The following is a 14394-nucleotide window of genomic DNA, read 5'->3' on the forward strand; positions in this document are numbered from 1 at the left end:
CCCGTGTGAAAGTAGGTAATCGTCAGGCTCCCCCTAAAAACCCCTTGCTACAACGCGTAGCAAGGGGTTTTTGCTTTGTGCGTTTAAATCTTGCCGCAACGATAACGGGGATCCCGATGGCGGCGCGATATCCAATGCTCGCCTGGAGAACGCCGGCTCGCCACGTTGGGCATCCGTGAGAGGGGGGGGGGCGGCCAAGGCGTCGCCCTCGTCAAGTACGGCAATTGATTGGGGCGCACGGTCATGGCAGCGAACACCGGCTCGCCAGCCTCGGCATCCGTGAGAGGGTGCTCGGCTACGCCACCGCCCTCGTCAAGTACGGCGATTGATTGGGGCGCACGGTCATCGCAGCGAACACCGGCTCGCCAACCTCGGCATCCGTGAGAGGGTGCTCGGCTACGCCACCGCCCCTCGTCAAGTACGGCGATTGATCGGGGCACACGGTCATCGTCAAGCTTTGCCCTGTGTCGACGCTCAGACTGCGGCCGGCTCTGGAAACACTGGGTCGCTGAGGTTGAGCATCAGATAGTTCGCCCACACGAAGATCGCAATCGAATCGATCAGGTCAGAGGATCTCCGCATCGCATTGACGTCGATCCGATGCGACACGGGGCCTGGATATGCTGAAGCTGTCCATGCGACGTGTTGCGGTAAGAAATGACTTCACCGTTTGATTTCCAATGAACGGGGCGCTGCCCGCTTTGGCACGCGGGCTTCGGCTAGTGCGCGTCGAACGGCAGCCGAAATTGTGCAGGGTCTTCTGGACGTGGATGGTGGCGGCGCAACAATGCCATGGTGGGCTTGCCGGATGCGGCATCCGTCGGTTCGGACGGGATGAGGCGAAATGCCGGGCGGCTCAATGGCAGTACGACCAGCGGCGCCGCCGGACGACGCGCAGGCGCCGGAACGGCTCCCTCCGCGGCTGCGCACAGCGTGCCGGTGGTGTCGCCCGCCACGCTATCGCTCGCCTGTCGCGACGCGGCGAGGCGTCGCCCCAGCAGGCGGTAGATGTCGGGATCGAAGCCGGTCACGGCGGGCAGGGTGTCAACGAAGGCGTCCAGCGCTTCACGCGATGCCACACTGCCCAGATATTGCCAGCGGTCGATCACGTGGTAGTCGACCTCCGTCGCATCGGCGCCGTGCTCTTCAATCGCGATAGGACCGTCGTAGGGCCAGGTATGCAACTGCAACGTGGCAAGCGCCTCGCGAACCCGCTCGGTATGCGCGGCCAACGGTACCTTACCGACGCATACGCCGTCACAACGTTTGACCTGGTATCCGAAGCAGGGACGTCCGGCGCCTACCGTTTCCAGTCCGAGTTGTGCGCAGCACAGGCGATGTTCGTCCGCCAGCGCGCGCAGCGCACTCTGCGCACGTGTGCGCGACGAGAAGGTGCCGAACAAGGCTTTGGCACTGGCGAAGTCGACCGCCTTCGCACTGACGAGCTGCGGCGTATCGGCGTCCGGCGCGAGCTGCCAGCTATAAAGTTGGGCCGTGCGGCGCAACTGACGGTTGTGTACCGGCTGCAACTGCTTGACCAGTTGCGACTCCAGCAGCAACGCACCAAGCTCGCCCGCCGTGCGGCGCGCCTCCACTCGACGGATTTCCTGCGAGATTCGCAGATCCTTGGCGACTTGATGATCGCTCGAGAAATGCGAACGCACGCGCGCCCGGATGTCGACGCTCTTGCCCACGTACAGCAACGTGTCGCCTTCGCCATAGAACAGGTAGACGCCAGGGCGGTTCGGCAGGGCGTCGACGGCGTCGTCCGGCAGTTGCGGTGGTTGGCTCGAGCGTTTGGTCACGCGTTGCACCGCCTGCCCGATCAGGTCGGGCGCGTAAATCGTGTGGAGTTTTTGCCAGAATTGCCAAAGTAGATCGGCGTCGGCGAGCGCGCGGTGACGGCCCAGCGGGGCGAGGCCGAAGCGGGCGATCAACGCGTCCAGACCATGCCGTGCCGCCGAGGGAAACAGCAGACGCGACAGACGCACCGTGCACAGGACATCGGCCTGAAAGACGACGCCGGCGCGCCGGAATTCGTTTTTGAGAAAGCCGTAGTCAAACCGCGCATTGTGGGCGACGAACAGCTTGCCTTGCAGGCGCTCTGCCAACCCGTGTGCGAGTGTCTCGAACGACGGCTGGCCGCGCACCATCTCGTTGGTGATCCCGGTCAATTGCTGGATGAACGGCGGAATCGGCTCGGCCGGATCGAGCAGCGTGCTCCACTGTTCCACGCCATGCGGGCCGACTTCGACCACGCCGATCTCGGTGATGCGGTCGTCCAGAGCATTGCCGCCAGTCGTCTCCAGATCGACGAAGACCATCGGCGCGGGCAGTGAGCGGGCAAGCGCGTCGGGATCCATCACGTCGCGGATGAAGGGGGGGCGGCGTCCTCAATGGCGATGTCAGGCACGTCATCAACCATGTTGTGCTGGCGATCCCGGGCCGTGCTCAGGCCGGGCACGCCGGCAAGTGGACGTACGAAGCGGCCGTGTGCGATGCCAGGGCTCGAACGGATTGGTCGGCCGTGAACGGCGCCGCCTCGCCACCGCGCGGGTCGTCTCCGGCGAATGCCGCGACGATGGCGCGGAATACGAGCGGGGCTGCAGCGTCGGGCCAATGCAAATCGACGAGCGCATCGAGCGGCGGCAACGCGCCGTCACGGCGCAGCACCTCGTCGCCGGGCAGGCGCAGCAGTCGCGCAAGTGCCCACGGCTCATGCCGTGCATGCAGGCCGATATCCGCCTCTGCTTCATCGGCGATCGCCAGGAGCGTACGCCAGTCCAGTGCCGGGGCTGGGGCCGCTTCGTTTGGGTGGTTCGGGTCGTTCGCTTCGTTCGATCCGCCATGCGTTTGCATAACGGCGACATCATGCGGCGGCACCGCTCGCGCGGTACTCGCGCACTGCTGCGCGTAGCGCGCGGCAATCTCTCGCACGATGCCGGCAAGGTCGCGTTCGGCAGCACTCAGCGCCAGTTGATCCCAGTCGATGGTTTCCATAAGACATTCCTCGATTGGGAGGTATTGTACTGTACAAAATCACAGTGCGCGAGTGACGCAGCGCGGCAGGCCTGACGGGGTTGCCGCCACGTGTAATACTCTGCGCCATGTCTATTGCATAGGACCCCACCTCGATGCTGACCCTGTACACTTTCGGCCCATCGTTCGGGATGCCCGACGCCAGCCCATTCGTCGTCAAGGCGGAGATGCTGCTCAAACTCGCCGGGCTGTCCTATCGGACGGATCGCAGTGGGTTTCGGCGTGCGCCCAAGGGCAAGTTGCCGTATATCGACGATGGCGGCGAGATCGTGGCGGACTCGACGCTGATCCGGCTGTATATCGAGCGCAAGTATGGGTTTGATTTCGATGCGGGCCTGACGCCAGAGCGACGGGGCGCTGCGTGGATGTTCGAGAAGGCGCTGGAGGATCATTTCTATTGGCATGTCGTGCATGCGCGTTGGTGCGACGACGAGAATTTCGCCAAGGGTCCGGCCTCGTTCTTCAAGGCGATTCCCTGGCCGGTGCGTCCGCTCGCGCAGGCGCTCATCCGTCGCAAGATCCGCGGCACGCTGCATGGGCAGGGCACCGGGCGCTATACGTCAGAGGAGCAGTCGCAACTGCTCAAGCGCGGCGCGCAGGCGGCGGCCGACGTGCTCGGTGATAAACCGTACTTCTTCGGCGACGCGCCTTGCGGTGCGGACGCCACGGCTTTCGGATTCATCGGTAGCGCCGCGTCGCCGCATTTCCGCATGGCGCTGCGCGACGAAATCGCCAACCATCCGAATCTGACGGCCTATGTTGCACGCATGCAGCGAGAGTTCTTTCGCGACACGGGCGACGGATCGAGCGCGTGAGGTGTAACCTCTGAACGGCACGTCAGCACGTCAGCACGTCAGCACGTCAGCACGTCAGCACGCCAGCACGCCAGCAAGTTGGCAAGTCAGCAAGTTGGCAAGTTGGCAAGTTGGCAAGTTGGCAAGTCAGCAAGTCAGCAAGTTGGCAAGTGAGCAGATCAGCGGGTCAGCAAATCGGCCAGTCGGCAAACCGACAAGCCGGCGAACCCACAACGCCGCAACGTGAAAACGCGGCAACTTCACAACGCAACAGAGCAACAGGGCAACAGGGCAACAGGGCAACAGGGCAAAAACGCCGCGGCGCTGCAGCGCCGAAAATTGACATCGACGCTGAGCATGCTGACGCCTCGCTGGATCAGCCCGCCTCGGAGGCCGTTTCGTCGCTCGGCAACACGTCGGAGAGCACCAGATTACGTCCGGAAATCTTCGCGGCATAAAGTGCGCGGTCGGCGCGCATGCACAACGCTTCGAGCGTTTCATGCTCGTGCCACGTCGCCACACCGCCGCTGAGTGTGTACTGACACACGCCGAATGGACCCGCCACCAGATGCCGGCTCGCCTGAGTGCGCAGGCGCTCGGCAATGCGGATCGCGCCGGGCGTGTCCGTGCCCGGCAGCAGCACGGCGAATTCCTCTCCCCCCAACCGACCGAAGACATCGCCTTCGCGCAGGATGTCGCGCACGAGTTTCACGAATTCGCGAAGCACCGTGTCGCCGCCCGCATGGCCGTGCGTGTCGTTGATCTGCTTGAAGTGATCGAGATCAATGACCACGATCGACAGCGGCCAACTGCGGGCAACCGCCCGCGCCATCTCCTGACGCGCGAGCAGATCGAAATGTTTGCGTGAGAGTGCGCCGGTCAGATAGTCGCGGTTGGCGGCTTCTTCGGCGGTCGCGAGCATGGCGTCGTGCACCATCATGACCGCACCCATCGTCATGGCAGGCATGACAATCGTGCCGATGGTGAGCATCACCGCGTTGAACATCGTGGGCGCAAACACGTCGGGGCCGGGCGCCGGCGTCCAGCCGAAGACCATGCCACGCACCGCATGCCCGATGGCGAACGCGGCTGCGAGGCTCGCCGTCAGCCAATAGTTGTAAGGATGTCGGCGCGGCGGAATGTGTCGGGCAATGAGCACGGCAGTGGCCAGTAGCCACGCGGCATGAAAGGCCGAGACGACAATCACACGCGTCTGTGGATCGTCCGTACCGTAACGCCAGAACACGATGGCGGCTGCGAGCACGCCCAGCGACGCGCCCAATGCCGGCCAATGCGGCGACTGGCCAAGAAAGCGAGCACAACCCGCGAAGTAAAGCAGCAGGCCGCCCGCGAGGGTGACATTGGCGACGGCAACCGACAGGAAGTCGGGCAACACGCCGCGCATCGCAAACAGCGGTAGCGCGATGAGCACCGCGACGTTGGCGATACACCACTCGCGAACGCCCGCCACGCGTGAGCGGAGAAGAGACCCCATGATCAGCAACATCATGAAGCTGAGCAATGAGGTGATCGCGAGTAAAGACGTCGTCAACATGGCGATGACCAGCGGCGGGAAGCGGGCATGTGTTGTGCATTGTAATGTACGCCGCTACGCGCGTTACATACCGAACACGCCAGTAGAATGGCCGGGTTCGTCTTTTTTTGTCTCAAGGAGTTTGCGTCAATGCGTTTGACCCGATCCCATTCGTCACGTCGCCCCGCGCGTGTTGATCTGTACCGCTCGTTCCAGGGGCTGACGCTGGCCCTTGTTGCAACTGCCGGCCTCGCGGCCCTCCCAGCCCAGGCGCAGCAGGAACCGATGCAGCGCCGCTCGGCCCAGCCGCCGCTGTTCTCGGCCCCGGCCAACACCGCGAGCGCCCCAGCAGCGGACATCAATCGCGACGTGCGCCCCGCGCTCGAAGCCGCCAATCTCTGGCTCGGGCTCACGGACATCAATCGCGGACAGCAGAGCTGGGGGCAGGCGGCGCCAGTGTTTCAGCGAGCGATATCGGCCGACGACTGGGCACAGCGCCTGCAAGCCGCGCGGGGACCGCTGGGCCGGGTGAAGTCGCGCAAAACCGCTGACGCAGTGTTTACCCGTACCCTGCCCGGGCAACCGGACGGCGAGTATGTCGTGATTCAGTACAACACAGTCTTCGAGCACAAGGCCGAGGCCCATGAGATGGTGACGATGGTCTTCGGCATCGACAGCCGTTGGCGGGTCGCAGGCTATCTGGTGCGCTAAGGTCGTGCCGATAGGCGACGGGCGACGGGCGACGCACGCTCGCCACGCGAGACGCCTTCAGCCACTTTGCGCCAGTAGGCGGTGGCGCGCTCACGTGCAAGCGGCAGCATCAAACTCACCGATGCGCCGCCCTGCACGCAGTCGATGCGTATGTCGGCAACATCATCGATTGCTGCCCAGGCTTACGCCCCATCAAGTCGTTGCAGGGCGATGGGCGGGGTGATAGATGACGAAGCAAACGGCATCACGGCGTTCTCCTTGGCGCAACGAACGGTAACGTGACGAGCCCGACCAGATAGCGGGCAGTCACCGACGTTGGGTTGTGGAAGCGAATCGGTTGGTCGAGCCGCATGGCGAGACAATCACCGCTATCGAGCCGCCACGCGATGTTGTCCAACGCGACTTCGATCGTGCCTTCGATGACCCAGATTTGCTGCCAGACCTCATTCTCGCGCACCCCCGTATCGTAGGCGACGCGCTCCCCCGCGGGAAACTGCACTTCGACCAACTGGAGCGGCGACGGCTGCGTCGGCGAAAGGTTGCGTCGCACGTAGCCCGAGCCCGGGTCCGTCCAGACCGGCTGGTCGGCACGACGCGCCAAGGGCGAGGGCGGCGCGTCCGCCCGCGCGTGTTCGTCAAACAACGAAGCGAGCGTAACGTCGAGCGCGGTGGCAAGCTTGTCAAGCACGTTGGCCGTCGGGCTGGTCTGCGCCCGCTCGATGAGCGAGATGCTCGAGCGACTCACGCCGCTGCGCTCCGCCAGCGTATCGAGGGAATAGCCGCGCTCGCTGCGCAGATCGCGCACGCGGCGGGCGATACGTTCGTTAATATCCATGTCGTCCATTCTAATGGAAATTAATTTCCAGTAAAATGGACGGCCTAATCCATGCCGTCATCCACGGCCTCTTGCTTGCGGGACTACCCAAATGACTTCCTCGCCCATCGTGCGCGACGCGACCGACGCCGACCTTCCCGCCATTCGCGACATCTACAACGATGCCGTCGAGCACACGACGGCCATCTGGAACGAGGTGCTCGTCGATGTCGACAACCGGCGTGAGTGGCTGGCGGCGCGCGTGACGCGCGGGTATCCCGTGATCGTCGCCGAACGCGACGGCAAGGTGGCGGGATACGCGTCGTTTGGCGACTGGCGCGCGTTCGACGGGTATCGCCATACGGTCGAGCACTCGATTTACGTGGACAAGAACGCGCGTGGCGGCGGCATCGGCGAGACGCTCATGCGCGCGCTGGTCGAGCGCGCGCGCGCCATCGGCATTCACGTGATGATCGCGAGCATCGAAGCGCAGAATGCGCCGTCGATCCGACTGCACGAAAAGCTCGGCTTCCGTACGGTTGGCACGTTCAGCGAAGTCGGCACGAAGTTCGGCCGCTGGCTCGATCTCACATGCATGGAATTGCGTATCGACGCCAAACACTGAAGCACGTGCCGCCCCCCCATCGATGCCGCCATGTCTGCCAAGACATCGCGGCATTTCTCGTTGGACATAGGCAACATCAGCCCCGCCGCATATCGGCCGCTCGCGCCCGCCCCACGGCATGCGCTGCGCGATCGCGCGTGCACGTTATCACGCAGTGCGTCATGGCCAACCTTGTCATTCCGGGAGTCGGCGTGTAGCCTTGCTATGTCCGGTGTCACTCATGAAGCGTATGCTTGCTGGACGTCGCGAGCGCATCACGGCAGGTGAATGCCACGCGTTGTGAGTCAGCATCGCGGGTCGAGGGTGGCGGTATCCGATGTCGCGCCCCGTGATCGTTGCCGTGCCGTTTTGTGCGCGTCGGTGTCTGCGCGAGCTTGGTGATCGTGATGCATCCCCCCAAACAAGACGGACGGAACGCTTATGCCACGCCTGCCAAGAAAGCCTTCTCGCCCTGCGGATTTGTCGAGCGAAGCCGCTCGTTCTGAGGTTGACGCCGCATCTTCGTCGACCACCGCGTCTTCCAGAATCTCCCAGAGCCCCGACGACGCCGCCGGTGTCGCGGTGTCGCGTCGCGGCTTTCTCAAGGCGTCGGTGATCGCAGGCATTTCGGTCTATATCGCGCCGTTGGGCAGCCGGGCGTTCGCCGCGTTGTTCGAAGACAGGAATCTCACGCCTGTCGCGTGGGACGCCGCCAAGGGACAAGCGAAGTTCCGCATCGACGGCACGGCCAAAGTGACCGGCGCCAAGATCTTCGCGCGCGATGTGCGCTCGCGCGACATGCCGGGCTGGCCTGTGCAGCAGGCGCACGCCTTCGTGTTACGTGCGACGCATGCCGACCGCGCGTATCTCGGCTTCGATCTCTCGCGTCTGGACGAGGGTCTGCAACCCGATCGCGTGGTGACGGCCGACGATCTCGTGCGCGACGGCATCGCGTTCCCCGCGTTCTATGGCGACGACATGCTGCTGCCGGCCGGCAAGACGCCGGCCTATCTCGGTCACGCCGTGGCGATTCTGATCTACCGCGACTTCACGCGCTTTCGCTTCGCCAAGGACAAGCTCAAGTTTCACGACGAGATCATTCGCTATGGCGACGTGACGGGCCCGCTCGAGCGCGACCCGTGGGGCAGCTTCCGCTTCGTGCGCGTGGGCGGCAAAACGCCGTACGACGATGACATCTACTCGAGCCTGAAGGACGCGCCGATTTTCCCGAGCATGATGCGAAAGCATCTGCCCGTGTGGCCGGACGGCAACGACCACGGCAAGCTCGACGAGCAAGGCATGGCCTACGCGGCGAAGATCGGCGAATCGCTCTCTCACCCGCCGGCGAACTGGCTGGTGATGTCGCGCGAATATCGCACCCAGTCGATCGACACGGCAGCGCTCGAGCCCGATAACGCCAACTGCTGGTACGACGCTGCCACGCAGACGCTGCACATGGTGGTGCCCACCCAATCGCCGTCCGAAGTGGCGGAGAACGCGGCGGCCATGGCCGCCAAGGGGCACTTTCCGGTCAAGCGGCTGATCGTCTATCCGTGCTACACGGTGGGCTACGGGTCGAAGGATCACTACAACATGCCGTTCTACGGTCTGGCCGCTGCGATGTACGGCGACGGCCTGCCGGTGCGCCTGGCCAACGACCGCTACGAACAGTTCCAGACGTCGCTCAAGCGTCACGCGTTCACCCTGCGTTATCGCCTTGGCGTCGACAAGGAGAGCGGGCTGTTGCAGGCGTTCGCGGCCGACATGGAATGCAACGGTGGCGGGCGGATGAACTTCTCGCCGTCGGTGGCGATGGTCGGGGCGACGGCAGCGCAGTCGATCTACTACATCCCGCAGAGCGATCTGGCGAGCGTGGCGATTGCGTCGCGGGCCATCGATGCCGGCTCGGCGCGCGGTTACGGCACGTTGCAGTCGATGGCCGCCACCGAAATGATGATCGACGAGATGGCCGCGCAGCTTGGCGTCGACCCGATCGATTTCCGTCTCAAGAACGCGCTGCGCTCGGGCATGAAGAACACCCAAGGGGCGATTCCGGCGGGCGCCGTGCGGGTGGACGAGGTGCTCGCCCGCGCCAGGCGGCATCCCTTGTGGACACAGCGCGAGAAGAAGAAAGCGGAGTTCGAGGCGGCGCATCCGGGCCGCCGCTATGGGGTGGGCTTCGCCTGCGTGCAAAAGGACTTCGGCACCGGTGCCGAGACCTCGTTCGCACGCGTGGAGTTCGACGAGACGGGCAAGATTTCGCTGCACCACACGGCCGTGGAGATCGGCACGGGCACGTCGACGTCGCAGGCCGTGGCCGTGGCGAAATGGCTTGGCATGCCGGCCACGGACGTGCATGTCGCGATCATCGACTGGCCGGAGTTGCCGGTCGTGACGAGCGGCGATCCCTATCTGATGTCGCAGGCCGATCAGGACAAGCTTGCGGCCAATCCGCGTTGGTCGCCGGGATACGCGTCGCCGTCGAGCGCGACGAACTCGGCCTACTATTTCACGCACAGCACGCGAGAAGCGGCACGGTTGCTCTTCATGCAAGGGCTGTGGCCGGCGGCGCTGTCGATCTGGCGTCGCGGGCTGGGCGGCGGGCAGGCGGCGCCGCTCGTAGTGCGCGTGGAGGACGCGCGCTGGGTCGATGGCAAGCTCACGGCTGCCGGGCTCGAAGCGCTGCCGTTAGCGATGCTCGCCAAGACGGCACACGCATTGGGTCTGGCGACCGGGGCGACGGTGCACGTGTTCAACCGGTGGCAGTGGGCCGAAGCGGACTGGGATCTGGGCGACGGTGCAACACAGCGACTGCCCGTCGACGGCATTGCCTTGCGCTTTGGACGGGGAGGGGCGAATCCGGCATCGGGCGCATCGGGCGCATCGGGCGCATCGGTCGCATCGGTCGCGAAAGGCACGTCGTCGCCCAATGGGAGTTCTGCGGCCAGGCATGTCGCGCCCGCCGCGCCGGCCACGGGGTACCGCACGCTTGACCGCAAGCGCGTGTATTACCCGCCGGTGCAGCGCAACAACGCGGCGGTGACCTACTACAGCGCCGTCGGCACGCTCGTGGCGCTCTCGGTGCACGAGGCGACCGGCAAGGTCGAACTGCTCACCCACCATTCCATCGTCGAATGCGGCAACCAGATTTCGCCGCAACTCGTCTCGGGCCAATTGCAGGGAGGGCTCGCAATGGGGATCGGCCACGCGCTGCACGAGTTTCTGCCGCTCTATGAGGACGGCCCGGGCAATGGCACGTGGAACTTCAATCGATATCACCTGCCACGCGCGGTCGACGTCGCCGTGTGGACGCAAACCGGTGAGGTATTGCCACCGATCTCCGAGACCGACGTGCCCAAGGGCATTGCGGAAGTGGTGATGATTCCCGTGGTGGGCGCGATTGTGAACGGCCTCGCGCATGCGATCGGCCATCGATTTACGGCGTTGCCGGTGACACCGGAGAAGATCCAGGAGGTACTGGCATGACAAACGCGTCGAGCGCAACGCAGGCCGTGTCGGACGCCACGGCGTCGACGGGCGCGGCACAACCGATGAGCGCAGCAAGTGCCGCGTCGACAACGTCTGCGGCAAGTGCGGCGGCAGCGCCGGGAACCCAAGTGGCAGCGGTAAATGGCAAAGCCCCATGGGAGACGTTGCCGGTGACCGTGAAGGTCAATGGTGTGTCGCATGGCCCGATGGACGTGCCGGCCGGTTTGATGATGATCGATTGGCTTCACGAGACACTGGGCCTGACCGGCTCGCGTCTGGGCTGCGGGCAGGGGATCTGTCACGCCTGCGTGGTGATCGTCGATCATGCCGACGGCAGCAGTGAGACCGTACGCACTTGTATTACCGGGACGAACTATTTCGACGGCAAGACGGTGCGCACGGTAGAAGGCCACGCGGTGCACGATGCCGATGGCAAGCTCACGCTCGCTCCGATCCAGCAGGCGTTTCTCGATCACTTCAGTTTCCAGTGCGGCTACTGCACACCCGGCTTCGTGAACGCGGCGACGGTGCTGATCGAGCGTCTGAAGCGCCACCCGGTCGCGCGCGCCGATCTCGAAGCCGCGATCACCGAGGGACTCAACGACCATCTCTGCCGGTGCACGGGGTATGTGCGCTACTACGCGGCGGTGCGCGACGTCGTGCTCAAGACGCCGGGCTGCCTCAAGGATGCGAAATGAGGGACGCAAACAGAGGGGATACGCCATGCGCCTGAATCGCGCCACCCGCTGGAGCGCGCGTGCGGCGTGCGTTGTCGCGGTGCTGTTCGTCGCCGCGTGCAACGACTCGACGGTGCCCAAGCCGCCCAAGCCCGCCCGGCCGCCGATGCCCAAGACGACGGCGGCGCCTGCGCTCGTGACGAGCGGTATGGCCGCGGATGCCCCAGGTGCCACCGCATCAGCGGCTGGCGACGGGACGGCGTCACCTTCGCCTTCGCCCGCGGAGAATGCGTCGTCAGCGCAGATTGCCCGCGGCAAATATCTCGCGCGCGCAGCCGATTGCGCCGCCTGTCACACGAGCGCGAACGGCGCGCCGTTTGCGGGCGGCGTGCCGCTCAAGTCGCCATATGGCACGTTCTACGGCACCAACATCACCCCGGACAAGACGCACGGCATCGGCGGCTGGACGACCGACGACTTCTACCGCGCGCTGCATGACGGGATGGCCCCCAACCAGGCGTTGTATCCGGCCATGCCGTACACGTCCTATCGTCAGATGACGCGCGCGGACAGCGACGCTATCTACGCGTACCTGATGTCGGTGAAGCCGGCTGCGGTGCCCAACCGCAAGCACGAGCTCTCGTTCCCGTACAACGTGCGCTTCGGCATGCGCGTGTGGGATTGGATGTTCCTGAAGGACAGCTTGCCCGACGCCTCGAAGGGGCAGTCCGCCGACTGGCTGCGCGGACGCTATCTCGCAAACGCCCTGGGGCACTGTGCCGAATGCCACACGCCGCGCGGCACGTTCGGTCAACTCGACAGCGCGAAGCCGCTCGGCGGGGCGGCGCTCGCGCGCATCGCCGCACCCGATCTGACGCCCGACGCCCTGGCGGCACGGGGCTGGACAGTGAAGGATCTTCAAACGTTCTTCGGCACGGGGATCGCTGCGCAAGGGTCGGCATTTGGCGAGATGTACCCGGTGGTGCATCTGAGCACGCAATACCTCACACCCGACGATCTGCGCTCGCTCTCGACGTATCTGCTCGGCGACGCGCCCCCCGCGCCGGCGCCGCTGCCGGCGCATCCCGAAACGAGCCAGTTGAAGGCGGGACGCAACCTCTATCTCGCCGTGTGCGCGGGCTGCCATGCGGCGGACGGCACCGGCAAACCCCATGTAGCGGTGGCGATGCTGGGCAACTCGACAGTGCGTCAGAAGGATCCGCGCAACCTGATCGTGGCGATTCTCGACGGCATCGAGCCGCAGCAGTTCCCCGGGCGGGAGGCGATGCAGGACATGCCGGGCTTCGCGCGGCAGCTCACCGACGCGCAGGTGGCCGAATTGAGCAATTACCTGCGGGTGGCCTACGGCGCCCAGGCGGGCGATGTGAATTCCGAGGTCGTCAGGCAGTTGCGCCAGAAGTGATCCGACGCACTGCCACGCGCAGCCGCTTGGCGCATAATGACGCGCCATGTCCCGCACACAACGCCTTTTCTCATTGATGCAGTTGCTGCGCCGCCACCGCTACCCGGTGGCGGGCGCGGCGCTGGCCGACTCGCTTGGCGTGAGCCTGCGCACGCTCTACCGCGACATCGCCATGTTGCAGGCGCAGGGCGCGCACATCGAGGGGGCGCCGGGGCTGGGCTACGTCCTGAAGCCGGGTTTTCTGCTCCCGCCGCTGATGTTCTCCGAAGAGGAAATCGAGGCCATCGTGCTGGGCTCGCGGTGGGTCGCCAAGCGCACCGACGGCGCTCTGGCCGACGCCGGCGCAAACGCGCTGGCCAAGATCGCGGCGGTGCTGCCGCCGGACCTGCGCTCGTCGCTCGAGGCGTCGACCCTGCTCATCGCACCGGGCGACCCGTTACCGCCGACGATCGTCGACATGACGGTCATTCGCGAAGCCATTCGCTCCGAGCGAAAACTTCAGTTGTCCTATCGTGACGAAGCGGGCCGCCAGTCCGATCGCGTCATCTGGCCGTTCGCGCTCGGCTTCTTCGACCACATGCGCATGATCGTCGCGTGGTGCGAACTGCGCGACGACTTCCGCCATTTCCGCGCCGATCGCATCGAGGCGCTAACGGTGAGCGAAACACGCTACCCGCGCGGGCGGCGGGCATTGCTCAAGACGTGGCGCGAAACGACGGGCAATCGGTGAGTTCCACGGGCCTTGGCGAGGTTTCAACCCCGCTATTCGACTGCTGACAAAAATTGACAGTATCGCTTCGTACGATGTGAGGCATGACAGCGCATGACGGTCCAGCGGATGCGGGCGCCGGCCGGGCGACATGTCATCCATCACTATCGACAGGAGCGAGTCATGCTGCATCCGAATTTGGTCATTTTGTATGTTTCGAGTCCCCCCGAAAGCGCGGCGTTCTATGCCGAATTGTTCGACCTCGAGCCGGTGGAAGCCTCGCCCGGATTTGCGATGTTCGTGTTCCCGTCGGGGCTGAAGTTGGGACTGTGGGCGCGCTATGGCGTGGCGCCGACGGCCATCGCGCCGCCCGGCGGCAGCGAAATCGTGCTGCCGGTGGCGTCCAACGCGCACGTGGACGCCACGTGGGAGGACTGGAGCGCGCGAGGCATCACGATCCTGCAGGCGCCGACGACGATGGACTTCGGTCGCACGTTCGTGGCGTCTGATCCGGATGGTCACCGGGTCCGCGTGTACAAGCTCGCCGACGCGCCGCGATAAGCCGAGCGTGCGGCGAGAGGGCGGGGCGAGGGGCGAAGG

13 protein-coding genes and 1 pseudogene are annotated in these 14394 nt (G+C 65.0%); 9 read left to right on the forward strand and 5 right to left on the reverse strand.

What is annotated here, in order from left to right:
- Window positions 1-474: 474 nt before the first annotated feature.
- The 3 genes and pseudogenes from PEP31012_RS24070 to PEP31012_RS20070 form a co-directional block, all read right to left on the reverse strand.
- Window positions 475-567 (reverse strand): annotated as a pseudogene (locus PEP31012_RS24070) (peroxidase-related enzyme); the annotation flags it as partial.
- Window positions 568-719: 152 nt separating this feature from the next.
- On the reverse strand, window positions 720-2363 hold the full coding sequence (locus PEP31012_RS20065) for an exonuclease domain-containing protein (protein WP_150591068.1): 1644 nt from the start codon (window positions 2361-2363) through the stop codon (window positions 720-722).
- A gap of 88 nt (window positions 2364-2451) precedes the next feature.
- Window positions 2452-3000: a DUF2471 family protein gene (locus PEP31012_RS20070; protein ID WP_150591069.1), complete on the reverse strand. Its 549-nt coding sequence runs from the start codon at window positions 2998-3000 to the stop codon at window positions 2452-2454.
- Between the two features lie 134 nt (window positions 3001-3134).
- Between PEP31012_RS20070 and PEP31012_RS20075 the strand changes: the two genes are divergently transcribed.
- Window positions 3135-3854, forward strand: coding sequence for a glutathione S-transferase C-terminal domain-containing protein (locus PEP31012_RS20075; protein WP_150591070.1), 720 nt, complete (start codon window positions 3135-3137; stop codon window positions 3852-3854).
- A 355-nt stretch (window positions 3855-4209) separates the two neighbouring features.
- Here PEP31012_RS20075 and PEP31012_RS20080 read toward each other — a convergent pair whose 3' ends face one another.
- Entirely contained in the window at window positions 4210-5328 is a 1119-nt protein-coding gene (locus PEP31012_RS20080) for a GGDEF domain-containing protein (protein WP_246171397.1), read from the reverse strand.
- Between PEP31012_RS20080 and PEP31012_RS23740 the strand changes: the two genes are divergently transcribed.
- Complete coding sequence (locus tag PEP31012_RS23740; protein WP_174978334.1) at window positions 5327-5527, forward strand: hypothetical protein; 201 nt, start codon at window positions 5327-5329, stop codon at window positions 5525-5527. The genes PEP31012_RS20080 and PEP31012_RS23740 overlap by 2 nt on opposite strands.
- Window positions 5518-6078, forward strand: coding sequence for a DUF4019 domain-containing protein (locus PEP31012_RS20085; protein ID WP_174978336.1), 561 nt, complete (start codon window positions 5518-5520; stop codon window positions 6076-6078). The genes PEP31012_RS23740 and PEP31012_RS20085 overlap by 10 nt, the downstream gene beginning before the upstream one ends.
- Window positions 6079-6322: 244 nt before the next feature.
- Here the strand turns inward: PEP31012_RS20085 and PEP31012_RS20095 are convergent, their stop codons facing one another.
- On the reverse strand, window positions 6323-6913 hold the full coding sequence (locus tag PEP31012_RS20095) for a helix-turn-helix domain-containing protein (protein WP_150591073.1): 591 nt from the start codon (window positions 6911-6913) through the stop codon (window positions 6323-6325).
- A 91-nt stretch (window positions 6914-7004) separates the two neighbouring features.
- Between PEP31012_RS20095 and PEP31012_RS20100 the strand changes: the two genes are divergently transcribed.
- The 6 genes from PEP31012_RS20100 (at window position 7005) to PEP31012_RS20125 (ending at window position 14355) form a co-directional block, all read left to right on the forward strand.
- Window positions 7005-7517 (forward strand): GNAT family N-acetyltransferase, encoded by a 513-nt coding sequence (locus PEP31012_RS20100; protein ID WP_150591074.1) that lies wholly within the window; start codon window positions 7005-7007, stop codon window positions 7515-7517.
- Between the two features lie 561 nt (window positions 7518-8078).
- Window positions 8079-10982, forward strand: coding sequence for a xanthine dehydrogenase family protein molybdopterin-binding subunit (locus PEP31012_RS20105; RefSeq protein ID WP_150591075.1), 2904 nt, complete (start codon window positions 8079-8081; stop codon window positions 10980-10982).
- Window positions 10979-11683: a (2Fe-2S)-binding protein gene (locus PEP31012_RS20110; protein WP_150591076.1), complete on the forward strand. Its 705-nt coding sequence runs from the start codon at window positions 10979-10981 to the stop codon at window positions 11681-11683. Before PEP31012_RS20105 ends, PEP31012_RS20110 begins: the two co-directional genes overlap by 4 nt.
- 145 nt (window positions 11684-11828) lie before the next feature.
- Entirely contained in the window at window positions 11829-13085 is a 1257-nt protein-coding gene (locus PEP31012_RS20115) for a cytochrome c (protein WP_150591167.1), read from the forward strand.
- 46 nt (window positions 13086-13131) lie between these two features.
- Window positions 13132-13815: a helix-turn-helix transcriptional regulator gene (locus PEP31012_RS20120; RefSeq protein ID WP_150591077.1), complete on the forward strand. Its 684-nt coding sequence runs from the start codon at window positions 13132-13134 to the stop codon at window positions 13813-13815.
- 162 nt (window positions 13816-13977) lie between these two features.
- Window positions 13978-14355 carry a VOC family protein gene (locus tag PEP31012_RS20125; protein ID WP_150591078.1) on the forward strand — a complete coding sequence of 126 codons (378 nt, stop codon included), beginning with the start codon at window positions 13978-13980 and terminating at the stop codon, window positions 14353-14355.
- Window positions 14356-14394: the final 39 nt, after the last annotated feature.

It is taken from the genome of Pandoraea eparura (assembly GCF_902459725.1).
GTDB lineage: Bacteria > Pseudomonadota > Gammaproteobacteria > Burkholderiales > Burkholderiaceae > Pandoraea > Pandoraea eparura.

Excerpts from the sequence above, each read along its gene's own strand:
- PEP31012_RS20065 (WP_150591068.1), bottom strand. The coding sequence starts at position 2,363 with ATGGATCCCGACGCGCTTGCCCGCTCACTGCCCGCGCCGATGGTCTTC.
- PEP31012_RS20070 (WP_150591069.1), bottom strand. The coding sequence starts at position 3,000 with ATGGAAACCATCGACTGGGATCAACTGGCGCTGAGTGCTGCCGAACGC.
- PEP31012_RS20075 (WP_150591070.1), top strand. The coding sequence starts at position 3,135 with ATGCTGACCCTGTACACTTTCGGCCCATCGTTCGGGATGCCCGACGCC.
- PEP31012_RS23740 (WP_174978334.1), top strand. The coding sequence starts at position 5,327 with ATGATCAGCAACATCATGAAGCTGAGCAATGAGGTGATCGCGAGTAAA.
- PEP31012_RS20080 (WP_246171397.1), bottom strand. The coding sequence starts at position 5,328 with ATGGGGTCTCTTCTCCGCTCACGCGTGGCGGGCGTTCGCGAGTGGTGT.
- PEP31012_RS20085 (WP_174978336.1), top strand. The coding sequence starts at position 5,518 with ATGCGTTTGACCCGATCCCATTCGTCACGTCGCCCCGCGCGTGTTGAT.
- PEP31012_RS20095 (WP_150591073.1), bottom strand. The coding sequence starts at position 6,913 with ATGGATATTAACGAACGTATCGCCCGCCGCGTGCGCGATCTGCGCAGC.
- PEP31012_RS20100 (WP_150591074.1), top strand. The coding sequence starts at position 7,005 with ATGACTTCCTCGCCCATCGTGCGCGACGCGACCGACGCCGACCTTCCC.
- PEP31012_RS20110 (WP_150591076.1), top strand. The coding sequence starts at position 10,979 with ATGACAAACGCGTCGAGCGCAACGCAGGCCGTGTCGGACGCCACGGCG.
- PEP31012_RS20115 (WP_150591167.1), top strand. The coding sequence starts at position 11,829 with ATGCCCAAGACGACGGCGGCGCCTGCGCTCGTGACGAGCGGTATGGCC.
- PEP31012_RS20120 (WP_150591077.1), top strand. The coding sequence starts at position 13,132 with ATGTCCCGCACACAACGCCTTTTCTCATTGATGCAGTTGCTGCGCCGC.
- PEP31012_RS20125 (WP_150591078.1), top strand. The coding sequence starts at position 13,978 with ATGCTGCATCCGAATTTGGTCATTTTGTATGTTTCGAGTCCCCCCGAA.